At 61.4% G+C, this 23466-nt stretch carries 22 protein-coding genes and 2 pseudogenes; 10 read left to right on the top strand and 14 right to left on the bottom strand.

The features are described 5' to 3' along the window. The first annotated feature begins 51 nt into the window (after window positions 1-51). Window positions 52-417, top strand: a complete 366-nt coding sequence (locus QEN71_RS13065) for a response regulator (protein WP_007731984.1) — start codon at window positions 52-54, stop codon at window positions 415-417. 202 nt (window positions 418-619) lie between these two features. Further along, window positions 620-928: a DUF4148 domain-containing protein gene (locus tag QEN71_RS13060; protein WP_201653835.1), complete on the top strand. Its 309-nt coding sequence runs from the start codon at window positions 620-622 to the stop codon at window positions 926-928. 117 nt (window positions 929-1045) lie between these two features. On the opposite strand, the gene QEN71_RS13055 is transcribed toward QEN71_RS13060, so the two are convergent. Continuing rightward, complete coding sequence (locus tag QEN71_RS13055) at window positions 1046-1333, bottom strand: hypothetical protein (protein WP_201653832.1); 288 nt, start codon at window positions 1331-1333, stop codon at window positions 1046-1048. 95 nt (window positions 1334-1428) lie between these two features. On the opposite strand from QEN71_RS13055, the gene QEN71_RS13050 reads away from it, so the two are divergent. Continuing rightward, entirely contained in the window at window positions 1429-2004 is a 576-nt protein-coding gene (locus tag QEN71_RS13050) for an H-NS family nucleoid-associated regulatory protein (RefSeq protein ID WP_201653829.1), read from the top strand. 229 nt (window positions 2005-2233) lie between these two features. On the opposite strand, the gene QEN71_RS13045 is transcribed toward QEN71_RS13050, so the two are convergent. Next, entirely contained in the window at window positions 2234-2494 is a 261-nt protein-coding gene (locus QEN71_RS13045) for a DUF1488 family protein (RefSeq protein ID WP_028366364.1), read from the bottom strand. Window positions 2495-2713: 219 nt separating this feature from the next. Beyond that, the gene (locus QEN71_RS13040; RefSeq protein WP_201653826.1) at window positions 2714-3592 is read right to left on the bottom strand and encodes a LysR substrate-binding domain-containing protein; all 879 of its coding nucleotides are present in this window, start codon (window positions 3590-3592) and stop codon (window positions 2714-2716) included. Between the two features lie 130 nt (window positions 3593-3722). On the opposite strand from QEN71_RS13040, the gene QEN71_RS13035 reads away from it, so the two are divergent. Together QEN71_RS13035 and QEN71_RS13030 are read left to right on the top strand one after the other, a co-directional pair. After that, window positions 3723-5255, top strand: a complete 1533-nt coding sequence (locus tag QEN71_RS13035; protein ID WP_201653823.1) for an MFS transporter — start codon at window positions 3723-3725, stop codon at window positions 5253-5255. A gap of 78 nt (window positions 5256-5333) precedes the next feature. Continuing rightward, window positions 5334-6755 carry an aminotransferase-like domain-containing protein gene (locus tag QEN71_RS13030; protein WP_201653820.1) on the top strand — a complete coding sequence of 474 codons (1422 nt, stop codon included), beginning with the start codon at window positions 5334-5336 and terminating at the stop codon, window positions 6753-6755. 10 nt (window positions 6756-6765) lie between these two features. Here the strand turns inward: QEN71_RS13030 and QEN71_RS13025 are convergent, their stop codons facing one another. Beyond that, window positions 6766-6954 (bottom strand): DUF2970 domain-containing protein, encoded by a 189-nt coding sequence (locus QEN71_RS13025; RefSeq protein WP_201653817.1) that lies wholly within the window; start codon window positions 6952-6954, stop codon window positions 6766-6768. A 275-nt stretch (window positions 6955-7229) separates the two neighbouring features. On the opposite strand from QEN71_RS13025, the gene QEN71_RS13020 reads away from it, so the two are divergent. Then, on the top strand, window positions 7230-7697 hold the full coding sequence (locus QEN71_RS13020) for a PRC-barrel domain-containing protein (RefSeq protein ID WP_201653815.1): 468 nt from the start codon (window positions 7230-7232) through the stop codon (window positions 7695-7697). A 71-nt stretch (window positions 7698-7768) separates the two neighbouring features. On the opposite strand, the gene QEN71_RS13015 is transcribed toward QEN71_RS13020, so the two are convergent. Beyond that, the gene (locus QEN71_RS13015; protein ID WP_201653812.1) at window positions 7769-8665 is read right to left on the bottom strand and encodes a fructose bisphosphate aldolase; all 897 of its coding nucleotides are present in this window, start codon (window positions 8663-8665) and stop codon (window positions 7769-7771) included. A 147-nt stretch (window positions 8666-8812) separates the two neighbouring features. Continuing rightward, complete coding sequence (locus QEN71_RS13010; protein ID WP_201653809.1) at window positions 8813-9220, bottom strand: PPC domain-containing DNA-binding protein; 408 nt, start codon at window positions 9218-9220, stop codon at window positions 8813-8815. Between the two features lie 162 nt (window positions 9221-9382). On the opposite strand from QEN71_RS13010, the gene QEN71_RS13005 reads away from it, so the two are divergent. After that, a complete protein-coding gene (locus tag QEN71_RS13005; RefSeq protein WP_201653807.1) occupies window positions 9383-9919 on the top strand; it encodes an SRPBCC family protein in 537 nt (178 codons plus the stop codon). 22 nt (window positions 9920-9941) lie between these two features. On the opposite strand, the gene QEN71_RS13000 is transcribed toward QEN71_RS13005, so the two are convergent. Further along, complete coding sequence (locus tag QEN71_RS13000; RefSeq protein ID WP_201653804.1) at window positions 9942-10829, bottom strand: DMT family transporter; 888 nt, start codon at window positions 10827-10829, stop codon at window positions 9942-9944. Between the two features lie 475 nt (window positions 10830-11304). Here QEN71_RS13000 and QEN71_RS12995 point away from each other — a divergent pair, with 475 nt between their 5' ends. From QEN71_RS12995 to QEN71_RS12985, 3 genes are all read left to right on the top strand, one after another. Continuing rightward, window positions 11305-11574 (top strand): DUF1488 family protein, encoded by a 270-nt coding sequence (locus QEN71_RS12995; protein WP_201653801.1) that lies wholly within the window; start codon window positions 11305-11307, stop codon window positions 11572-11574. Window positions 11575-11922: 348 nt separating this feature from the next. After that, window positions 11923-13416, top strand: a complete 1494-nt coding sequence (locus tag QEN71_RS12990; protein WP_201653798.1) for a SulP family inorganic anion transporter — start codon at window positions 11923-11925, stop codon at window positions 13414-13416. 83 nt (window positions 13417-13499) lie between these two features. After that, the gene (locus tag QEN71_RS12985) at window positions 13500-14948 is read left to right on the top strand and encodes an MFS transporter (protein ID WP_233471976.1); all 1449 of its coding nucleotides are present in this window, start codon (window positions 13500-13502) and stop codon (window positions 14946-14948) included. Window positions 14949-15040: 92 nt separating this feature from the next. On the opposite strand, the gene QEN71_RS12980 is transcribed toward QEN71_RS12985, so the two are convergent. From QEN71_RS12980 to QEN71_RS12950, 7 genes and pseudogenes are all read right to left on the bottom strand, one after another. Next, window positions 15041-16051: a DUF2891 domain-containing protein gene (locus QEN71_RS12980; RefSeq protein ID WP_201653795.1), complete on the bottom strand. Its 1011-nt coding sequence runs from the start codon at window positions 16049-16051 to the stop codon at window positions 15041-15043. 141 nt (window positions 16052-16192) lie between these two features. Beyond that, a pseudogene (locus QEN71_RS12975) lies at window positions 16193-17490 on the bottom strand (NAD(P)/FAD-dependent oxidoreductase). Continuing rightward, window positions 17487-18779 (bottom strand): NAD(P)/FAD-dependent oxidoreductase, encoded by a 1293-nt coding sequence (locus QEN71_RS12970; RefSeq protein WP_201653793.1) that lies wholly within the window; start codon window positions 18777-18779, stop codon window positions 17487-17489. Before QEN71_RS12970 ends, QEN71_RS12975 begins: the two are co-directional and overlap by 4 nt. A gap of 49 nt (window positions 18780-18828) precedes the next feature. Beyond that, window positions 18829-20403, bottom strand: a complete 1575-nt coding sequence (locus QEN71_RS12965) for a DUF3138 family protein (protein ID WP_201653790.1) — start codon at window positions 20401-20403, stop codon at window positions 18829-18831. 38 nt (window positions 20404-20441) lie between these two features. After that, entirely contained in the window at window positions 20442-21359 is a 918-nt protein-coding gene (locus QEN71_RS12960) for an ABC transporter permease subunit (protein ID WP_201653787.1), read from the bottom strand. Beyond that, a complete protein-coding gene (locus QEN71_RS12955) occupies window positions 21356-22333 on the bottom strand; it encodes an ABC transporter permease subunit (protein WP_201653784.1) in 978 nt (325 codons plus the stop codon). The genes QEN71_RS12960 and QEN71_RS12955 overlap by 4 nt, the downstream gene beginning before the upstream one ends. Continuing rightward, window positions 22330-23415 (bottom strand): annotated as a pseudogene (locus QEN71_RS12950) (ABC transporter ATP-binding protein); the annotation flags it as partial. The pseudogene QEN71_RS12950 and the gene QEN71_RS12955, both read right to left, overlap by 4 nt. Window positions 23416-23466 lie beyond the last annotated feature (51 nt).

Below are 23466 nucleotides of genomic sequence, written 5' to 3'. Positions count from 1 at the left end.
AAGAGGCTATTTTCAATCAATGCGCCGTTTCGAGGCGCGACGGGGTAAGCAATGGCAAAGGTTCTGGTAGTGGACGATTCGAGCACGGTTCGCGATGAAGTCGCGGGCTTTCTGAGGAAGAACGGGCTCGACGTCGATACGGCTGTCGACGGCAAGGACGGTCTGGCGAAGCTGAAGGCATCGCCCGGCATCCGTCTGGTGGTCAGCGACGTCAACATGCCGAACATGGACGGCCTGACGATGGCCGAGAAGATTCGCGGCGAACTGGCCAACGCAAGCGTCAACATCATCATGCTGACGACGGAAAGCAGCCCCGCGATGAAGGAGCGCGGCAAGGCAGCCGGCGTGAAAGGCTGGATCGTGAAGCCTTTCAAGGGCGACGCAGTGCTCGAAACGTTCCGCAAGCTGGCGAGCTAAAAGGCGGTGCGCGGTCATGGCCGGGCTGTCGCGTCGGGGGGCGCGGCAGCCCGGTTTGCTTCTGGGGATTGTAACGATTCCCTGAGAGATCTATTCGAGCCTCGCCTGTTTATCGGCGGCGGCCACGCCTCTACACTTTGTTCAACGGTTGCAGAACACAGGTTCTCGCGCAACCCAATGGACAGATACGGAGGTAGTTGCCATGAAATCCCTTGGTCGATTCGTCGTCGTTGCTGCGCTGCTTGGCGCTCCTTTCGACGCATTTGCTCAGAGTAACCAGCCAGTGACGCGTGCTCAGGTCCGCGAAGAACTCGTGCAGTTGCATAACGCCGGTTATAACCCGCTCGACGACCGCAATAGCTACCCGACACATATCCAGGCCGCGGAAGCGCGGCTAGCCGCGCAACAGGCGGCGTCCGAACCGCAAAGCGGATATGGCGGTGCGGCCAATAGTGTGTCGCAGTCGGGCATGCGCGCCGATGCGAACGGCATGACGTTCGCGCATCATTGAGAGCCTTCGTTTGAGCTGACGGAAAGCGGTAATAAGTGAGTCGGGAGCCGGGTGCTGTTCTACGCAGCCCGGCTCTTTCTTTTTTGACGTGATGTGCGAAGTGCGGCTCTTCACTGCTCATGCGACATGAATCGCATGGATGTCCATAAGCGCGCCTCTATTTGGGAAAAGAAGCAGTGAGTATGAATTTTTATCCTCCGCTTCTTTTTTGCCATCGACTATCTGGAAAGAGAAGCCGAGTACTCTATTCTTGTAATAGGCAGCGCTTTCTGACGGTGAAAGCGAAAAAGTCTTATGGATAGCGTGAGTAGTTGGATTATCGGCACCGATGCAAGCCTTTTGACATTCGCGGTATCCGATATGAAAACCCGCCTGGGCCGGAAACCCGCCGTCCCCTCTGGACAACGGATAGCGCCTGTCTTTTCATGTAATAGTTGAACTCTAGCCATATATGACCGGTCCATGGCATAGTGCCGGTATCTTCAATCAGGAGTTTCAATATGGCTACACTCGAAGCACTTCAGGCAAAGATAAAAAAGCTTCAGGCCGAGGCGGAAGCCATCGTGTCGAAAAAGTCGACGGCAGCGCTCGAAAGTATTCGCGCGCTGATGGCAAAGCACGATCTGACAACTGCTGATATCGACGCGCATCTCGGCCATAAGAAGCGTGGCCGTCCTTCGCTGAAATCGGCAGGCGTGCAGAAGAAAGGCGTAGCGAAGTATCTTGATCCGAAGACGGGTGCGACGTGGACGGGACATGGCCGTGCGCCGGCCTGGATCGCGAGTGTGAAAGACCGTTCGAAGTACCTGGTTGCCGGCGCATCGGAAGCCGCTGTGACACACATTGCCGTCAAGCACGGCACGGGCAATGGCCAGCCCAAGGGTCCGCAACCCGCGAAGTACCGTCATCCTGAAACGGGCGCGACGTGGAGCGGCCGTGGTCCGGCACCCGCATGGCTCGCAGGCGAGAAAGACCGCAATAAGTTTCTCGTCGCGGGCGCGCATGCTGCGGGCATGAACGGCGTCGCGCGCACGAAGGCGGCGGCCAAAAAGGCAGGAAGAAAGGCACGCGCGTAAAGCGGCCAGTGCAATCAGGAAAGAGGCGAGAATGTTTCCTCGCCTCTTTTATTGCTGGTGTCTTTGAGCTTTTTGCCTTGCAGAGAGTGGTCGGCAATTACCTGTGTTCCCTTGCTCTGCGGCTAACGCAGCCAGGCAATTGAACGAATGACTCGGTGTGTTCGTCAATGCGATTGCGGCATCGCGCGCGCCGTCCTTGCCATCCGGCGCACGCCGCCTGCTAGTTCTCTCAATGAAAGTCGCGAGTCTCCAGCTCGACCGACTGTCCCCCATTTCGCTGCAGCACGCGGCGTGCTGCATCTTCGATTTTCCGCCGATTCCCTTCGAACGCAGTGATCAGATCATGCGACGACGTGCCCGTATTGCCGAAATGGTCGTTCAGGGCGTCAATTGATACGCTGCACCATACCTCTTTTCCTTCGACGGTCGCTTCGAATGCGACTCGCGATGCGGCCACGACGTGCCGGCGGCTGGTGAATTCGATGGTCATTTGATTTCTCCGTGAGTGCCAGATGAAATTCACGAACGCCCGCTGGCGCCGGCCTTCCGGGCGATGGGTCTCGCGGTCCTGGGACAGGCGGGCCGGTTGGGGCGTTCGCTTCGGTGCTGTGGAGCAAGGAACGGTCCAGTCCGCTCCCGGCGAAACGCGCCGGGAGCGATGAGACCGTTCTCTCATGATAGGCCGTGGACGGTGCAAAAGCCCGGGAAACTACTGATCCGGCGCACCCGTGATCTGCGCGATCAGCTTCTTCGTGGCAGGCGAATGCTCGAATTTCCGGTAGACGGCTGCGACCTCCGAAACGATCGGCTCGCCCGCGAGCGTCTTGAAGACCACGTTCGGCAGGTTGACGACCCGCGTCAGCAGATTCGGCACGATAGCGACGCCCACGCCGACGGAAACCTGCGTCAACACGGCCAGCAGCGTGCCGGGTGCGCTGACGATGCGCGGACTGAACCGCCCGCGCCGCGCGACCTCACGCGTGCCCAGATCCTGTTCCGGCACGACGAAGTTCTCGCCTGCAAGCGAGCGGGCCTTGACCGATCCCGACACTGCCGCCAGCGGATGCTCGGCGGGCAAGGCCACGCAGAATGCATCTCGCACGAGCACATGCGCGCGCAGCGACGAAGGCAGATCGACGGGCAGCCGAACGAAGGCGACATCGACCCGGCCTTCTTCGAGCAGCGCAGGGAGTTCGCCCATTGGATGCTCGGTTGCCTGCACGAGCACGTGCGGTCGCGACTTGCGGAATGCACGAAGCTGTTTTTGCAAGATGCCTGAAAAAGCTGCCGAGCCGACGTAGCCGATATGAATGCGCCCCAGCTCGCCGCGTCCCGCGCGCTGGCCGACATTTAGCGTTCGTTCGAACTGGGCGATGGTTTCGCGGGCCTCGACGAGAAACGCTTCGCCCGCAGGGGTCAATGCAACCGAGCGCCGGGTGCGCCGAAATAGCTGGGCCTGCAGCGCGCGCTCCATTTCCTGAATCTGCACGGTCAGCGTGGGCGGTGCAATACCGAGTGCTTCCGCGGCCTGCGCGAAATGCAGCCTTTCAGCGACAGCGATGAAGTAACGCAGATGCCTCAGTTCCATGAGCGGAGATGTCGAGCCAGTCTATTAGGTTCAGCCTAATTATATTGGTCGAAGCGGGCAATGAAAGGAATAGAGAAAACTGGTGGAATACAGCCTTGCTTTTTGCGCACATTTTCGCCGGAACTATCCGATGAGTTCGATTTCCGCTGACCGCTCCGCTTCCCGTTCTGCTTCGCGCGGCACGCCGCTGCTGCTCATTGCGTCGATGGGCTGCGCGATGACCGTGCTCGATACCAATGTGGTCGGCATTGTGCTGCCCACCATCGCGCGCGATCTGAATGCTTCGTTCGCCGATATCGAATGGGTGATCAGCGCATACGTGCTGTGTTTCGCGGCGCTGCTGTTGCCGGCCGGTTCGCTTGCCGACCGCTATGGACGCAAGCGCGTGTTTCTGACGGGCATTGCGCTGTTCGCCGCAGCTTCACTGGCTTGCGGCATCGCGCCGAGCGCAAGGCTGCTGTACGTCGCGCGTGCAGCACAGGGCGTCGGCGCCGCGTTTTTGCTGGCACCGGCACTCGCGATCATCGGCCACGCGTTTCATGACGAGCATGAGCGCGCGCGGGCGTGGGCTGTGTGGGGCGGCATCATGGGGCTGACGATGGTGCTGTCGCCGCTGATCGGCGGCGTGATCTCCGCATGGCTCGGCTGGCGCTGGGCATTCGCGATCAATGTACCCATCTGCGCGCTGCTGGCGACGGGCGTGGTGCGCATCGTCGACGAATCGCGCGATCCGACGCCGCGCGCGCTCGATCTGCCCGGCATCGCATTGTTTGCATCCGCGATGTTTGCCCTGACATGGGCGCTGATTCTCGGCCCCGATCATGGCTGGTTCAGCGAAGCCGTCGCGTTGCGCGCGTGCGCAGGCGTCGCGTTGTTTGCGCTGTTTGCGTGGGTGGAGAGCCGGCGCGCGCACCCGATGCTCGATCTTGCGCTATTCCGCTCGCTGCCTTTTGTCGGCGCGATCGTCGCGATGTTTGCCTATGCGTCGTCGGCACAGGTGATGGCCTCGCTATTGCCGCTATTCCTGCAGAATGCGCGCGGCGAGAGTGCGTTGACGGCTGGCGCGGGCATGCTGCCTTTTGCGCTGGCCATGCTGATCCTGCCGCAGTTAGGGCGCAAGCTCGCGGCCTGGATGGATTCGTGCCAGATCCTGACGCTCGGCCTCGCGGTCGTTGCGTGCGGCAATCTCGCGATGATGCTCGCCGCGCGCAGTACCGATCACGCGTGGCTGATCGTCGCGATGGCTTTGCTCGGCAGCGGCGGCGGCTTGCTGAACGGCGAAACGCAGAAGGCGATCATGGGCACGGTGCCGCGCGAACGTGCCGGCATGGCGTCGGGCATCAGCACGACGTCGCGCTTCACGGGCATTCTGCTCGGCTTCTCCGGACTGGGCGCAGTGCTTGCCGAAGGCGTGCGTTCGGCGTTGTCGGCACGGATGGCGGACACGCATCTGCCCTTCGTGCAGGGCTTTGCCGAGCGCGTGATGGCGGGCGACTTTGCTCGCGCATTCGCACTGTATCCGCCTGCATCGCTCGATACGCTCGTGCACGTTGCACACTCGAGCTACGGCGAGGGTTTTGCTCGCGCGTTCACTGCGGCGGCAATCGTGGCGGGTGTCTGCGCAGTGATCGTCTTTCTGTCGATGAAACACAAGAAGCGCTGATTGAGTTGATTGCGCAGGCGTGTACCGATTAGTATAAAAAGCTCTCCGTTACGAGCGCACGGCTACGCGCAATTTTCAATGAACCGATATGAAGCACTCGCCAATACGATGGCCGCCGAAATCCGCTCGGGCAGCCTCGCAGTCGGCGCGCGCATGCCCTCGTTGCGGCAGGTCATCGCGCAACATGGCGTGAGTCAGTCGACGGCGTTTCGTGCTTACTATCTGCTCGAAGAGTGGGGGCTCATACGCGCGCAGGAGCGTTCAGGCTACTACGTCGCGCCCGGTGCGGCCGTTCGCGACAAGCGCGAGGCGAGTGCGAAACGTGCGCTGGCGGAATCCGCAAAAGTCGATATCAGCGAACTCGTTTTCAGCGTGCTCGAAGCGGCGAAACATACGGGCGTCGTGCCGCTGGGCTCGGCCTTTCCTTCGCCTGTGCTGTTTCCGCTGCCGCGTCTCGCGAAGTCGCTGGCGCAAACGTCGCGCACGATGAACCCTTGGAGCACGGTTGTCGATTTGCCCCCGGGCAACGAGGCCTTGCGTCAGCAGATCGCGCTGCGTTATCTGGGCATGGGCCTGTCGCAACCGCTCGATGAAATCGTCGTCACCAATGGCGCACTGGAAGCACTGAATCTTTGCCTGATGGCAGTGACGCGGCCCGGCGACGTCGTGGCTGTCGAGTCGCCCGGCTTTTATGCCGCGCTACAGGCGATCGAAAGACTCGATTTGCGCGCGGTTGAAATACCCGTCGATCCGCAAACCGGCCTCGATCTGGAAGCGCTAGCGCAAGCGCTGGAGAAGCAGCCCATTCGCGCGTGCTGGTTCATGACGAACTATCAGAACCCGACGGGCGCGACGATGCCGCTCGACAAGAAGAAGGCGCTCGTCGAATTGCTCGCGCGCCATGAAGTGCCGTTGATCGAAGATGACGTGTACGGAGAACTGCATTTTCAGGCGGATTATCCATTGCCTGCGATTGCCTTCGACCGTAAAGGGCTCGTCATGCATTGCAGTTCTTTCTCGAAGACGCTTGCGCCAGGCTATCGGATCGGCTGGGCGGCGGCAGGACGATTCGCGGAGAAGGTACAGCGGGCGAAACTGATGACGACGCTATCGGCGAGTATTCCCGTGCAAGCCGGTATCGCCGATTATTTGCAGCATGGCGGCTATGACCGGCATCTGCGCAAATTGCGCACTGCCTTGCGTGCGCAACTCGATGCGATGAATCTCGCGCTACGTCGCGCAATGCCTAAAGGCGTGAAATGGACATTGCCTTCAGGCGGCTATTTCGTGTGGCTCGAATTGCCCGAACACGTCGATGCGCTGACGCTTCACAGGCAGGCCATCGAACAGGGCGTGAGCCTCGCGCCCGGGCCGATCTTCTCGGCCTCGCGCAATTTCCGCCATTGCGTGCGTCTGAACTTCGGGCATCCGTGGAATGCGGATATCGATCGCTCGATTAGCGTGCTGGGCGAATTGATTACGCAAGCGTCTCCGCAATAGAACACACGCGTCAGTGCGCGATCGTCACCGCGATCCTGGCAAACGCGAACAGCAGCCCGCCGAAGCACAGCGCGAGCACGACTGCCATCACGGGCACGAGCGGCAGTTTGACGGTGGCAAGATCGGCTTCATGTCCGGCGCCGCGCCGTACGCCGAAGAAACTCCACAACACCATCCGCATCATGTTCAGCAAGGCCATTTTCGTTCTCCTGCAACGCGCGCGGGTCGCGCGTTTCATGTGTCAATCGTAGGGGCGGAAGGCGGGTGGCGTAAGAAGCAGATGTCGTCGTTTACTGCGCAGCAGCGGTGCGGCGGGTTGCCGCACAGCGAAGATATATACGGTAAAAATGACGTGATATCGGTGTCGATAAGTAAAACGTGCTGAAAGTCGCGTATATCCATTTGCCGCGCTGCAAGGAACAGGAACGACCATTGCGCGCCACTCCTGCGCTCACTTTCACAAGGAGGCAAGCAATGGGCTCAATCAATCCGCAAACGCGCAGAACGGGTGGTGCAGATATCGTTGGCGGCGGTGTCGGAGAAGGTCCGGGGCCGGAAGTGATGGCGGCGGCGACGCTCGACGGCACCAAAGTGTATTCGTCCGACGCAGAACATGTCGGCAAGATCTCCGACATCATGCTAGACGTGCGAAGCGGACGTATCGCTTACGCGGTGCTGTCCGAAGGCGGTTTTCTCGGCATGGGTGCGAAGCTGCACGCGATTCCATGGAGCGCGTTGACGCTCGATACGGAGCAGAAGTGTTTTCACGTCGATATCAGCGCGCAGCGTCTGAAGGACGAACCGGGCTTCGACAAGGATCACTGGCCGAGCATGGCCGATTCACGCTGGGGCGAATCGCTGCACACGTATTACAACCGCGATCCGTACTGGGTGTCGCGTAGCGATTACGTCGATCCCGACGTTCCGCCAACCGCGCATTGACACGGCGCATCGGCCGCATAAAAGACGAAGCCGCGCGCCCCGAAGGCGCGCGGCTTCATGAAAACAACTGTTTAGACCTTGACGGCAGACGCGTCGTAAATCTCGTCGATCGCTTCAGCCAGCTTCGCATCGAACTCGCTGTCGCTCATCGGCTTCTTCAGGTCGTTGATCAGCGCGCGCGAAAAGCTCGCGATCATGCCGTGATTCTTCGCGAGCAGTTTGCAGGCTTCCGTGCGCGTATAGCCGCCCGATAGCGCCACGACGCGCAGCACGCGCGGATGATCGATCAGCGGCTTGTAGAAATCGGCGACATCGGGGATGGTCAGCTTGAGCATGACCTGCTTGTCGGCGGGGAGGGCGTCCAGACCTTTGAGGATCTCGTCGCGCAGCGCCTTTTCTGCGCCGGCTTTATCCGGCGTCTTGATCGACACTTCGGGTTCGAGGATCGGCATGAGGCCGCCCGCGTCGATTTGCGCGCCGTATTCGAACTGCTGCTTGACGACAGCGGCAATCCCCGCAGGCGAATTCTGCTCGATGACCGAGCGCATCTTGGTGCCGAAAATGCCGAGCTTGACCGCGCGTGCGACGAGCGCGTCGAGTCCGGGAATCGGCTTCATCAGACGCACGCCGTCGCTTTCTGCTTCGAGTCCCTTGTCGACCTTGAGGAACGGCACGACGCCGCGGTCTTCCCACAGGAACGCCGGCACCGGCTTGCCTTGAGCCTGCCCATCCATCGTGGCTTCGAAGAGAATCGCCGCGATGACTTTTTCGCCCGTGAATGCAGGGGCGGTGATGATGCGCACGCGCATTTCATGGATCAGCTTGAACATTTCGGCGTCGCCGCTATAGGCGTCGTCGGGAATGCCGTACTGCCGCAATGCGCCAGGCGTGGAGCCGCCGCTCTGGTCGAGCGCGGCAATGAAGCCCGCCTTCTCCGAAATCTGCGCCAACATTTTTTCATTTGCCACGGACGTTTCCCTCCTTGAACAACTGATTGATGAGCATGCAATTCCGACCCGACAAGTGTAAGGCATAGCGGCGCACGCTCCTACCGCGCGCGGACATCGGCCAATCGAACAGACAGGCGAATCCCATTCCAGCCGCGATTCAAGCCGCTATTTGCCGGGCGCAGCCTTGCGAATGAATAGCTCCATGAAGCCCGTTTGCGGATCGGGCTCACGCGAGAACGCATGATCCGGCAGCAGCGCGAGCAGAATTTCAACGGTCGTTCGTACGATGCAGCCGCGCGCCACATGTCCGCCGAACACGCGGCCTTCTGCATCGGATACGGACATGTGCAGATGCGCGCCGTCGGGTGCAACCGATCCCGCGAGCGTCAGGATTTCCAGGTCGCCGCGCAATTCCGTCGGTTGATCGATGCCCGCGAATCGCAACTGCGCGACGCTGAGGCTGCCGATGCCCTGCACGACGAAGGCTGCCGTCGCGCCGAGTTCATGCGCGGTCTGTTCGAGAGCGTCGCGCAGGTCCTGTCCAGGGTGCAGGCGTAGGGGATGGGCTTGCATCGGTCGTGTTCCATGTTCCATTAGCGTGACAGCGTGCGAAGTGCGCGGCGACGTCGCCGCCCGCATACGGTAGCAGTAAGATCGTCACGCGGGCTGCTTTCATACAGGCGGCGGCCCGAACCCCGCTTCATTCGGACGCGCGCGGGCACGGCGCGAACAGCGATGAAAACGCTACTGCGAGCGATCGTGACGGTGGCATGCGTGGCGGCCGCCATCGGCGTGTTGTTCATTCCGCTGCCGCGCGCCTACCCTCTGTCGACGACCATTGTCACCGCCATGCCGATCGCGCGCCCGCCCACGGCCGTTTTCGACTACGTGACGACGCCTGCGCACTGGCCCGCGTGGCATCCGTCGTCGCTGTCGGTGACGGGCGCGATCGATCACCCCCTCGACCTCGGCGAACGGACCACGGAAGAATTTCGTGTGGCGGGGCGGCGCGGGCACGTGGTGTGGACGGTTGTCGAACGTCAACGTCCGCAGAAATGGACGATCGACGGCACGATAGAAGGCCGTCCGGCGGGCACCGTCAGCTACGCGCTGACGCCCGACGCGGACGGCACGGAGTTCGAGCGCACCTTCACGTATCGCTCGCCGACGCTGTGGTTCGCGCTGCTCAACGCGGTCTTGCTGCGCGCGAAGATCCAGTCAGAGTCCGACGAAGCCGTCGAGCGGCTCAAGGACGTGCTCGAACAGCCATAACCCGCCTTGTCCGGCGAGCGCTTCAATCAGTCTGCGGTGCCTTGCGCCGCAAGGCCAGCGCGACGCCGCTCAACGTCAGCGCCATCGCCAGGGCTTCCTTCCAGCCGAGCGGTTCGCCGAGCGCAAGCGCCGCCGCGACGATACCCATGATGGGCACGAGCAGCATGCCGATCGATGCGATCTGCGGCGGTAGATGCCGCAACGTCGCGAACCACGCGAGGTAGCACACGCCCATCGGCACGAGCGTCATGTAGATCAGCACGGCCCAGCCGTCCGTGTGCAGCGAGGCGAGGACGGGATGCTCGATCAACAGGCCCGCGACGATCATCGGCGCGCAGCCGAGTCCGACCTGCCACGCGACGAGGCTGATCGGCGCGACGGGAATCGGCGTGCGCGCGATCACGGTGCCGAGCGCGAACAGCACGGCGGCGAGCAGCGCGAAGGCGATGCCGGCGATCTTGCCCGCGTCGAAGGCGACATCGCGCCCGCCCAGCAGCACGACAACGCCCGCAAGCCCAAGCAGCAGCGCAAGAAATTCGACGGTCGACGGCCTGCGCGACAGAATCGGCCACGCCAGCAGCATCGCCCAGATCGGCATCGTGTAGACGAGCAGCGCGCCTTCGCTGACGCTGAGCCATTTCATCGACAGCGTCGAAAAGCCCATCCATGCAAAGACATTCGTGCAGGCCGCGAGCAGCAGACGCGGCACGTACTGGCGCGGCACGCGCGGTTTTTCGCCGACGCACACGGCGACGACCCCGAGCAGCAGCGAGGCTGTCACGCCTGCGACGCCGCGCGAAAAAAGCGGCGGCCATTCGCGCAGCAGCACTTTCATGGCGGGCCAGTTGAGCGCCCATCCCGTTGCGGTGATCAGCAGATAGATGAGTCCCGTCCAGCGCGGCTGCTTCATCGACGATTCGTATGAGTTCTTTTAAGAGCCTCGATCATACGGGGTTCTGCCATAACATGGATTTCTCCATTGCAGGGCGCGTGACATATCCCGCAAACGATTGCGTTGTATGCTTCTCCACAGGAATACCTTTTAAAGCGCGGATTCGTTCGTGCACAAAGTTTCGTCAGAGGTAAGTCGGATTGAGAACTCCGCACTGCGCGCCATGCAACTGCGCGCGTAAATCGAGGTCTCACGGCGGAGGTGATCTGCACGAAAGCCTTCAAAATGCGAACATGTCGGACGTTTTTTATCGTCGCCATCTGAAGACGACATGTGTCGCGGCCATAAAAACGTTTGCAGTGAGGCACTTCAAGGGTTCGCCCGAAATGATCGATGCCGAACGGAATGAGATAGTTTGTGTGCGGGAATATTCACGCACGGTTCACGAAAGCAACACGCAATACAGGTAATCGCAGTTCAAGAGAGGCTGAAAATGGAACAGTCCTTAAGCAATTTCGCCCTTTCGCATAACGGCCAGTCCGTGACTTTCGATATCGTCGTGCAAAAGCGCGCGATAGGCTGCGCGATCACGCGCGATGCACTCGAGCGGCATTTCTGGCTGGAGCGCGGCGCGGACGAATCGCACCTCACGAAGGCGTTTGGCAACGGCCAGCGCCGTATCACCGCTGTCGCCGAGCGCAAGGCGCTCGCGAAAGGGGTGACGCAGGTGTTGATTACCGCAGACGATTTCGAATACCGGTAAAGGACCGGCTACCGACATCAGGCGCCCGCGTTTCCCTATGAATACGCGGCGCTTTTCTTCGAGTGTCCCTGCGGGTTTCACTGCGGGTGTCACTGCGCGCGAGCGGCGGACCCTGTAGAATCGCGTGCGCTGCGAGAGTCTCGCACATCGGGCCGTCCGGCCCGCCAGGCCGTCACGAGCCTGTCTTTTCCATCTGTTCATCTTTGCACCCGAACGTACGCCACCTCGGTACGCCACCTCGCGTAGGCCGAGCCCGTCGTGCCCAGACCGGGTGCATCGCAATCCGTCCACTTTGCCTGCGCGCGTGAGTGTTGCGTGACCGCGCGCCCGATCCGTTCGAACAACAACATGCAAGACCGCCGTTTCAACTTCTCTTCGCTGCGCGGTGACGTGCTCGCCGGCCTCACGTCGTCGTTTGCCTTGGTGCCCGAGTGCATTGCGTTCGCGCTCGTCGCGCATCTCAATCCGCTGATGGGCCTGTATGGCGCCTTTTTTATCTGCACGATCACCGCGCTGTTCGGCGGGCGGCCGGGCATGATTTCGGGGGCAGCGGGGTCGATGGCCGTGGTGATCGTCGCGCTCGTCGTGCAGCACGGTCCGCAGTATCTGTTCGCGACCGTCGTGCTGGGCGGCGTGCTGATGATGCTGTTCGGCGCGCTGCGTCTGGGCAAGCTGATCCGGATGGTGCCGCATCCCGTGATGCTCGGCTTCGTCAACGGACTCGCCATCATCATCGCAATGGCGCAGCTCGAACACTTCAGGCAGGCGACGCCGCAAGGCACCGCGTGGCTGCACGGCCAGGCGCTGTGGCTGATGTGCGGGCTCGTCGCATTGACGATCGCGATCGTGTACGGCTTGCCGCGCCTCACCAAAGCGGTGCCGCCTGCGCTCGCTGCCATCGTCGGCATTGGCGTGCTGAGCGAACTGCTGCATCTGCCGACGCGCACGCTCGGCGATATGGCGCACATTGCGGGCGGGCTGCCGCAATTCAGCGTGCCGGGCGTACCGTTCGATCTCGACACGCTGCGTATCGTGTTTCCGTACGCGGCGCTGATGTCGATGGTCGGTCTGCTCGAAACGCTGCTCACGTTCAATCTCACCGACGAGATCACGGAATCGCGCGGCCAGCCGAATCGCGAATGCATTGCGCTGGGTGCGGCCAATATCGTGTCGGGTCTGTTCGGCGCGATGGGCGGCTGCGCGATGATCGGTCAGACCGTGATCAACCTCAGTTCGGGCGGGCGCACGCGCGTGTCGGGCGTGACGAGCGGCGTGATGATCCTGCTGTTCATCCTGTTCCTGTCGCCGTTGATCGAGCGCATTCCGCTCGCGGCGCTGGTCGGCGTGATGTTCGTCGTGGCACAACAGACGTTCTCGTGGGGCTCGTTGCGCGCGCTGAAAAAAGTGCCACGTAGCGACGCGCTCGTGATCGTCGCCGTTACTGCGATCACCGTGTTCACCGATCTCGCGACGGCCGTGCTGTGCGGCATCGTCATTTCGGCGCTGAGTTTCGCGTGGCAGCACGCAAACGAAATTCACCGCGAGACCACGGACGGCGCAGACGGAGAAACGACGCACGCGCCGCGCGGCACCCTGTTTTTCGCATCGACGACGCATTTTCATGCGCTCTTCGAGCCGCACAACGATCCCGCCGACGTGACGCTCGATTGCCGACACCTGCATTTCGCGGATCATTCGGCGATTGCGGCGCTCGAAACGCTGCACGAGCGCTATGCGAAGCTCGGCAAACGTCTGCGGCTGACGAATCTGTCGACACGCAACCGGCGTCTGTTGCAGCGCGCCGATGCGAGCGTGGTGATGGACACGACATCTGCCGCATAGGCGAGTCATAAGCGAAGCGCGGCTACAATGCGAGCCTGGCTTGCATCGCACGCCGGGCTCGCATCGACACAGGAGACAGAACAATGACAACGCAAGACCAGGCGGGCACCTTGCAGCCTGGGAACCAGCAGAACTGCACGCACGCTGCTTCTTCCCTCGCCATCGACGCGGGCTCCATCGGCGCGCGGCTCGACCGTCTGCCCGCGACGCGCTCCGTCTGGAAGCTCGTCGTGATGCTGAGTCTCGGCTTCTTCTTCGAACTCTACGATCTGCTTTATACGGGCTATGTCGCGCCGGGCATCGTCAAGAGCGGCATTCTGACTGCGACCACGCATGGCCTGTTTGGCACGACGGGCATAGCGAGCTTCATCGCAACGCTGTTTCTCGGCCTGTTCATCGGCACGATCGCATGCGGCTTTCTCGCCGACCGCTTTGGGCGTCGCGCGATCTTCACGTATTCGCTGCTGTGGTACACCGTCGCGAACTTGATCATGGCGTTTCAGGAAACGGCGACGGGGCTCAACTTCTGGCGCTTCATGGCAGGCCTCGGCATCGGCGTCGAACTGGTGACGATCGGCACGTATATCTCCGAGCTGGTGCCGAAGCACATCCGCGGCCGTGCGTTTGCGTGCGAACAGGCGGTCGGCTTTACGGCTGTGCCTGTCGTTGCGTTTCTCGCGTGGCTGCTGGTGCCGAGCGCACCGCTCGGACTCGACGGCTGGCGTTGGGTCGTGCTGATCGGCGCACACGGCGCGCTGTTCGTCTGGTGGATCCGTCGCAATCTGCCCGAAAGCCCGCGCTGGCTCGCGCAACAAGGGCGCGTCGAAGAAGCGGACCGCGTGATGCGCGCACTCGAAGCGAAGGTCGAGGCCGAGTACGGCAAGCCGCTGCCGGCCGCAGCGCCGCCCGTTCCCGTGCCGCCGAGTGGACGTTTCAGCGACATGTGGGTGCCGCCGTATCGCAGCCGCACGCTGATGCTGGCCATCTTCAACATCTTCCAGACCGTGGGCTTTTATGGCTTCGCGAACTGGGTGCCGACACTGCTGATCAAGCAGGGCATTACTGTGACGACGAGCCTCGCGTATTCGACCATCATTGCGCTCGCGGCGCCGATCGGTCCCATCATCGGGCTGTTCATCGCGGACCGCTACGAGCGCAAGAGCGTGATCGTCGCGATGGCAGCGCTGATCATCGTGTGCGGGTTGTGGTTCAGTCAGACGACGGCGGCTGTGCTGCTGATCTGTCTCGGCGTGGGGCTGACGCTCGGCAGCAACATCATGTCGTACAGCTATCACGCGTATCAGGCCGAACTCTTTCCGACCAGCATCCGGGCGCGCGCAGTCGGCTTCGTTTATTCGTGGAGCCGTTTTTCAGCGATCTTCACGGCGTTCTTTATCGCATCGGTGCTGAAGTACTTTGGATCGACAGGCGTATTCGTGTTCATCGCGGGTGCGATGGCGATCGTGATGATCGTGATCGGCATGATGGGGCCGCGCACGCGAGGCATCGCGCTCGAAGAGATTTCGCATTGACGTAAAGAACGATGCGATAAAAAGCGGCCAGTGCCTTTGAAAGCACTGGCCGTTTTTCTTTTGCTTTGCGCGAGCGATATGCGCGTTAGTGGCTACGCCTCGAGTGCAAGCGTAGCGAACGTGGCGAGCCAATGTTCGCCCATGTAGTCGCCCGCAACATGCTCTAGCGCGCTTTCCAGATGCACGTCGGCGGCTTCGAAGAGCGCGGCGCGGCGTGGATCGTCGTTCGACAGCGCGCGCGCCAGCGAGCGTTGACACCACGCGCGGCTCAGATTCAGCCCGTCGAGATGCGCGATCTTGCCGTCGCTGCGATCCGTAACGGTAGCGGGAACGAACAGCGTCGCCGGCTGGCGTTGCGCCAGATCCGGCAGAAAGCGCGCGAACCATGCGTCGAACTCGGCGGGCGCCAACACGCGGCGCATCAACTCGGCTTCCATCAGCGCAGGCGACAGAAACTCGTCGCCCGACGGCTCCCATGCCTGACATCCGGCGTCGTTCAGATACCAGCGCTTCGCGGTATCGACGATCAGCCTGGCGAGCGTATCGCGTTGCGTGCGATGCGCGAAATCGAGCGTGAGTGCCAGTGCGAATGCGGTATTGAAGTGTGTGCCGACGCGCAGCGGATACGTCGCTTTCGGCAAGAACTCTTCGAAGCGTTCAACGAATGCTTGCGTTAGCGGCTCGATGGTCTTCGCCCAGCGCTCGCCTTGCGGCACTTTCAGCGCCGCGACCTGACCCGATAGCGCAAGCAGCCACGCCCAGCCGTAGGGCCGCTCGAAACCGCGGTTATGCGGCAGGTCGAGATAGGCGCGCTCGCCGGCGACGTTGTGTTCCGTAAAGTGCTCGTCGACGACGGCGATGATGCGCGCCGCTTCGGGCAATTCAGGGAAGCGTTCGATCAGATGCAATAGCAACCAGTAGCCGTGCACGCACGAGTGCCAGTCATAGCTGCCGTAAAAGATGGGATGCAGCGCGCGCGGACCTTGCACGTCCTGCGGGCCGGCGAGGGAATGCGTGAGCTTGTTCGGATACTCGCGCGTCAGGTGGGCAAGCGCGAGTCCCGCGAATTTCGATGCGATTTCAGAAGTGAGCAGGGCAGTCATCGACGCCTCGTCGTAACGAATAGTGGGTTACGGTAAGCCTTCAACACGGCTGTTAAGGCGCGTTGAAGGCGAGGTGCACATTCTGCCCGTTTCGAGGTCGGTCTGTCATGTACTGCGCGTGTTGCAGCGCGGCTTGGAACGTTAGAACAGTTCGCGTATGCGGTGATAAAGCATACCGAGTTCCAGGGCTGGGCCGCGCAGCGCTGGGCCGCCAGGGAAACGCGCATGCCGGATGCGTGCGAATAGATCGAGCGCAGCCGTATCGCCCGCGATGGTCTGCGCGATGACGCGCCCAGCAATGCCCGTCAGCGCGACGCCATGACCAGAGAAGCCTTGCACGTAAAAGTAGTTCGGATCGATCGAGCCGAAGTCGGGCGCTCGATTGCGCGTGATGTCGACGAAACCGCCCCACGCGTATTCGATTTTCGTATCCGCGAGTTGCGGGAACACGCCGAGCATGCGCTTGCGGATATCGTCGGTGAGTTGGGCGGGCGAGGCGCCCGTCGAACTCGCGCGTCCACCGAACAGCACGCGATGATCCGCCGACACGCGGAAGTAATGCAGGAAAAAGTTGTTATCGCAGATCGCGGTGCGGTCTTTGATTAGCGCATCCGCGCGTTCCTTGCCGAGCGATTCTGTCGCCACGATATACGACGCGATAGGCGCGATGCGCGCAGCAATCGCTGCGGGCAACACGTTGCCGAGCGTCGCGTTGCCGCACGCTGCGACAAAGCGGCAGCGCACTTCGCCCGTCGCGGTGCGCACGACAGGCCGCGCCCCACTTCGAGCACGGGCGAATGCGCAAAAAGCTGCGCGCCTTCGCGACGCGCGGCATCGGCGAGACCGAGGCAGTACTTGAGCGGATGCAGATGGCCGGACAAGGCATCGTAGACGCCCGCCAGATAACATTCCGACGCGATGCGATCGCGCATATCGGCGGCGTCGACCCACGAAAGATGCGAGTAACCCCAGCGATTCGTCGCCGCATCCATCCAATCACGCAGATCGGGGACGCGCTTCGCTTTGGTCGCGACCGTCATGAAGCCGGGCGTGAAATCGCAATCGATTCCATATCGCTCGATCCGTTCACGCACGAGCTTGACGGCTTCGACCGATAACGCCCAGGCTGCGCGCGCGCCCTCAAGGCCCAGTTCTTTTTCGATGATCTCGTCTTTCGCAAAACCGGCGAGCATCTGTCCGCCGTTTCGGCCCGACGCACCCCAGCCCGGACGATGCGCGTCCAGCACGACTGCGGAGAGCCCGCGCGCACGGCATTCCAGCGCCACCGACAGGCCCGAGAATCCCGCGCCGATCACGCACACGTCGGCATCGAGCGCGCCTTCGAGCATCGGATCGTCGACGAGCGGACGCGAAACCGAAGCTTCATAGTACGAGTTGCGGATCAACGCATCCGCGCGGCGGTCGAGTGTTTCAGTCACAGCAAGTCCTTCATCCGATACCAGGCCATTGCAAGCACGAGCGCGGGCGTGCGCAGCATCGCGCCGCCAGGAAAGTCGCGATGGCGGATTTTACCGAACAGATCGAAACGCGACGCCTGTCCGTCGATGGCTTGCGCGATCAGCTTGCCCGCTAGACCTGTCGTATTGACGCCGTGGCCCGAGAAGCCTTGCGCGAAATAGACGGTCGGCGCGAGTCGGCCGAAATGCGGCGCGCGGTTCATCGTAATGTCGACGAAGCCGCCCCACGCGTAGTCCACTTTGACGTCGGCAAGTTGAGGAAAGGTCTTCAGCATGTCGCGGCGCATCGCTTCACCGAGATTGTGTGGCGCGAATGTCGAATAGCTGACTTTGCCGCCCCATAGCAGACGGTTGTCGGTAGAAGGGCGGAAGTAATCGAGCACGAATCGGCTGTCGCAGACGGCTGCGCGTGCGGGCATCAGAGCGGCGGCGCGTTGTGCGTCGAGCGGTTCAGTTGCAATCACATATGTGCCGACAGGCATGATCTTGCGCGATACGTCGGGCGCGAGCGAGCCGAGCCATGTATTGCACGCCAGCACGACATACGATGCCCGCACCGTGCCGCGTTCCGTTTCGACGACATGTATGCCGTTTTCGCTGCGCAACGCGGTGACGCAACTGTCTTCATAGATGCGCGCGCCGCTTTCAACGGCAGCGCGTGCGAGTCCCAATGTGTAGTTGAGCGGATGCAGATGCCCGCTATCGGGATCGAAAAGTCCCCCAAGATAACGCGAGGATTGCACATACTGATCCATCTGCGCGCGTTCGACGTAGCGAAATCGCTCGTATTTGAAGCGCTCTTTCGCATCGTCGCGCCACGCACGCAATGCATCGGCATGAGCGGGTTTGTTGGCGGCCGTCAGATAACCCAGCGTCAGATCGCAGTCGATACGATGTTTCGCGACACGTTCCTTCACGATATCCAGCGTTTCGAGGCCCATTTCCCACATGCGCTGCACGTCGCTCTCGGGCATGTACTTCGCGAACGTATCGATATCGCACGCAAAGCCGCCGATCATCTGGCCGCCATTGCGTCCGCTCGCCGCCCAGCCCACTTTCGACGCTTCCAGCACGGCCACCGAATGCCCGCGTTCGGCGAGATTGAGCGCCGTCGAAATACCCGTGAGACCCGCACCGATCACGCAGACATCGACACTGATGTTGTCGTCCAGCGGCGGATGACGGGTGGAATCGTTGACAGTCGCCGCGTACCAGGACGCGGCATGAGGCTGGTTGGCGAATTTGAGCATAGGCAGTCAGAGAAAAAGGGAACGGCATGCGCCGCTCCCGCCCTACGTTTTAGAACGAATAGATGAACTGCGTGGCGAGCAGATCGTTCGACTTGCTATACGAACCGTCGTTGCGCAGGAACACATTCTGGTTCGCCCAGTCGTGACGATATTCGACCTTGACCGTGATCTGCTGGGTCGGGAAGAACAGCAGATCGAGCGCAATGTCCTGACGGTTCGCGCCCTTGCACTCGAAGCCGAGACCGCCATTGGCCTTCGAGTTCGCAAGACAATCCGCACCGATGCCGAAGCCGTTGTTCACGTCCATGCCGTTCGAGTTCAACGCAATGCCGCCACCGCCGCCGCCGTTCTTGCTGTTGACGAGCAGGTCATAGCGCAGCGTTGCGCCCATGCGGCCCACCACAGGCATGTTGAACTTGCGGTGCGCGAGCAGCGACAGGCCATACCATTGCGCCTGGCCGCCGTTGAACGCCGCGTTCTGCTGCTGACCGTAGTCCAGTTCCGCGTTGTACTGCACGTCGGCGAGCAGATACGTCGCGTCCACTTCGCCGAAGAAGAACGTGCCGCCGGAACTCGGCGCCTGACCGCCCACGCCGTAGGTGACGTTGCCCGTCGTCGCATCGACTGCGCTCGGCAGCGTCTGACGGCCGATGTTGATCGAGCCGCCGATATCGAGCGCGCTCGACCACGTGTAGTCGGCGCGAGCGGTGAAGGTCGGGATCTTGTTGCTCGTCGTGATCGGATCGCCCAGCGCATTCGTGCCCGTCTGCGTGACGGCGCCATACGTGCGGTACTGTTCGTTGCCGAGGAAGAACTTCCACGCCCAGTTGCCCTTCGTATAGTTCGCACCGACGCCGACATAGCTGCCCGGATCGGAGAAGTCGTACAGCAGGTTGTGCGTGAGCGTGAGCATCTGATTCGACTGCTGCACTTCATAACCGCCGAAACTCGGAATAAGACCGGCGACGAACGTCGTGGAACCCGTCAGCGGCACGTTGACCACGGCGGTGTTCAGGATGTTGTTGCCGATCTCGCCATGCGAGTTCTGCAGCAGCGTGATGCCGTTGCCGCGGTTCGGCATCAGCGTGATTTCCGCCGACGGCGCCATCGGTCCGACACCGAACGTCTTCTTGATGTCGAGATAGAGATCGCCGAACGTGCTGTTGTAGTAGTTGTACGCGCTCTCGTGGTTCGCGAACAGGAACGACGACGAGCTCTGCGCGCGGTTATAGATGTAGGTCGGGTCGATATAGCCCGTCACCGAGAGGCCCGCGATCGGTCCCGTCTGCGCGGCATCTTCGAGCGAGTCCACCTTCAACTGCTGGTTCGCGATCTGCTGCTTCATTGCCGTCACGTCGTCGTTGCTGAGCCGCGCGGGCGCCTTGCCGTAGTCCGGCGATGAAATATCGATGGCAGGCCCGGCCGCCAGCGCAGGCGCAGCGGCTGTTCCCCTAGCCGGTGTTGCAGCAGGACTGGAAGCAACTTGCGCACGCAATTCCTTCACTTCCTTTTGCAGCGCGTTGAGTTGTTGCTGAAGGGCCTTGATCTGCGCGCTGGTCGAGTCCGCGAATGCGGCACCCGGCAGAGCCCCCGCTACCAGCAGACAGATAAGTTTCTTTCTCATGCAATTTTCTCCTTGTTTGTCGTATTGCGAAGAACTTCTTATGCGTTGGCCGTATCGAGTTTCTTTCTTGCCATGGCAGGGCGTGTGGTCGTCGGCGCATCGGTGGCATCGGCCTCATTGGCAAGCGCGAACGCCATTTGCATGTCGCGCGTGCGCTTGCGGTCGCGCATCAGCATCCATTGATTCACAGCGATCACGCCGATCGTCACGGCCGTGATGAAGAGCGTCGCGAGCGCGTTCATTTCCGGGTTGAGACCGAGTCGGACGCGCGAGAACACGACGAGCGGCAGCGTCGTCGAGCCGGGGCCAGAGAGGAACGCAGAAAGCACGAGGTCGTCGATGGAGAGCGTGAACGACAGCATCCAGCCCGACAGCAGCGCCTGCGAGATCAGCGGCAGCGTGATGACGAAGAACACCTTGAACGGCGTTGCGCCAAGATCGAGTGCGGCTTCTTCAAGTGACTTGTTCAGCTCTTTCACGCGCGATTGCACGATGATCGCGACATACGACACGCACAGCATCACGTGGCCGATCCACATGGTCAGCACGCCGCGTCCTTTGGGCCAACCGATCATCTGTTCGAGCGCGACGAACAGCAGAAGCAGCGAAATGCCCTGAATCACTTCTGGAATCACGAGCGGCGCGTTGATCATGCCCGCGAAGAACGTGAAGCCGCGAAAGCGTCCGAAGCGGGCGAGCACGAAACCCGCCCAGGTGCCGATCACAACGGACGCACATGCCGTCATCAAGCCCATCTTCAGCGACAGCCATGCAGCTGTCAGCAGTTCGTTGTCGTGCAGCAGCGCGCCGTACCACTTGAGCGAGAAGCCGGACCAGACGGTGACGAGCTTCGACTCGTTGAACGAAAACACGACGAGACTGATGATCGGGATGTAGAGAAAGAGAAATCCGACCGTCAGTACCGTTGCGGATAAAGGCTTATTCGGCTTGATCATTTCGCGCCCTCCAGTTCCTTGACCTGGTAGTACTGGAATACGGCCATCGGTACGAGCAACAGCAGCACCATCGCCACCGTCACAGCGGATGCCATCGGCCAGTCCATATCGTTGAAGAACTCATCCCACATCACGCGGCCGATCATCAGCGTGTCGGCGCCACCGAGCAGTTCGGGAATCACGTACTCGCCGACAGCGGGAATGAACACGAGCAACGAGCCCGCGATGATGCCGTTCTTCGACAGCGGCAACGTGATGCGCGTGAACGCTGTCCATGGCTTTGCGCCGAGGTCGTAGGCGGCTTCCAGCAACGTGAGATCCATCTTCACGAGATGCGCATAGAGCGGCATCACCATGAACGGCAGATACGAATAGACCATGCCGATATAGACGCCGATATCCGTGTGATAGAGACGGAAGGGCGTGTGAATCAGGCCGAGCGCGATCAGCGTGTGATTGAGCAAACCGTCGTCTTTCAGAATGCCGATCCACGCATACACGCGAATCAGGAACGACGTCCAGAACGGCAGCATCACGCCCATCATCAGCAGATTGCGTGTCGCGGGTGCCGAGCGCGCGATGTAGTACGCAATCGGATAGCCGATCAGCAGACAGCAGATAGTCGACACAGCCGCCATCTTCAACGAGCTGAGATAGGTCGCGACATACAGGCTGTCCTGCAAGAGGAACGCGTAATGGCTCAGTTGCAGCGCGAAATGCACGACACCGTCTTTCACGCTGAGCAATTCCGTATAGGGCGGAATGCCGAGGCGCAAATCGGCGAAGCTGATCTTCAGCACCAGCACGAACGGCAGCGCGAAGAACACGGTGAGCCAGATGAACGGAATGCCGATGACAGTGCTGCGGCCCGAAGGCAGCAGCTTCGCAAGGCGTTGTTTGAACGATGCGAGCGCGGGACTCGCATGACGTGTGGCACTCAGTTGTGCCGCGGCAGGTTGGGCAGGATTTCTCATTGCGTCAGCACCACGCCGCTCGACGGCGACCAGGAGACGAACACGTCGTCGTTATAGGCGGGCGCACCTTCGCTCATCAGGTGCGAGCTGGAGAGATTCGACACGACGGTCTTGCCGCTCGGCAGACGCACGTGATACAGCGAATAGCTGCCCATGTAGGCCACATCCGTCACGACGCCGCGTGCCCAGTTGTGCGCCGCGCCCGGCTTCTCGCGCGACACGCGCACGCGCTCGGGCCGCACGGATATCCCCACGGGCATGCCGAGCGGTCCCGTCACGCCGTGGCTCACATACATGCGTGCTTCGAGATCTTCGCTTTCGACGAAGATGTGATCGGGTTCGTCTTCGACGACGACGCCGTCGAACAGATTGGTCGAGCCGATAAATTCGGCGGAAAAGCGGCTATTCGGAAACTCGTACACCTGGGAAGGCGAGCCGATCTGCACGATGCGGCCTTCGCTCATGACGGCGAGGCGGCTTGCCATCGTCATCGCTTCTTCCTGATCGTGCGTGACCATCACACAGGTGACATCGACTTTCTCGATGATGTTCACGAGTTCGAGTTGGGTCTTCTGGCGGATCTTTTTATCGAGTGCGGACATCGGCTCGTCGAGCAGCAACAGCTTCGGGCGCTTCACCAGAGAACGCGCGAGTGCGACGCGCTGCTGTTGACCGCCCGACAACTGATGCGGCTTGCGCTTCGCGTACTTGCTCATCTGCACGAGATTCAACGCATCGGCGACGCGTTCCCTGATCTCGTTCTTCGGCGTGCCTTCCTGCCTGAGACCGAACGCGACGTTCGATTCGACCGTCATATGCGGAAAGAGCGCGTACGACTGGAACATCATGTTCACGGGGCGGCGATAGGGCGGCAGTGTCGCGAGGTCTTCGCCGTCGACATAGATCTTGCCGGACGTGGCCGTCTCCAGGCCCGCCAGCATGCGCAATAGCGTGGACTTGCCGCAGCCCGAACTGCCGAGCAGCGCGAACAGTTCGTTCTTCGCGATGCTCAGGTTGACGTTGTCGACAGCCGTGCTGTCGCCGAATTTCTTCACGACGTTTTCGATGCGGACGAACTGTTCCGTTTTCGTTTGCGCCGCATTCGAGGTCGTGGGCTGCGTGGCCGCATTCGC

This window comes from Paraburkholderia sabiae (assembly GCF_030412785.1).
GTDB classification, from domain to species: Bacteria; Pseudomonadota; Gammaproteobacteria; order Burkholderiales; family Burkholderiaceae; genus Paraburkholderia; species Paraburkholderia sabiae.
The sequence above is the reverse complement of the archived record's forward strand: the minus strand, read 5'-3'. Positions and strand labels throughout refer to the sequence as shown.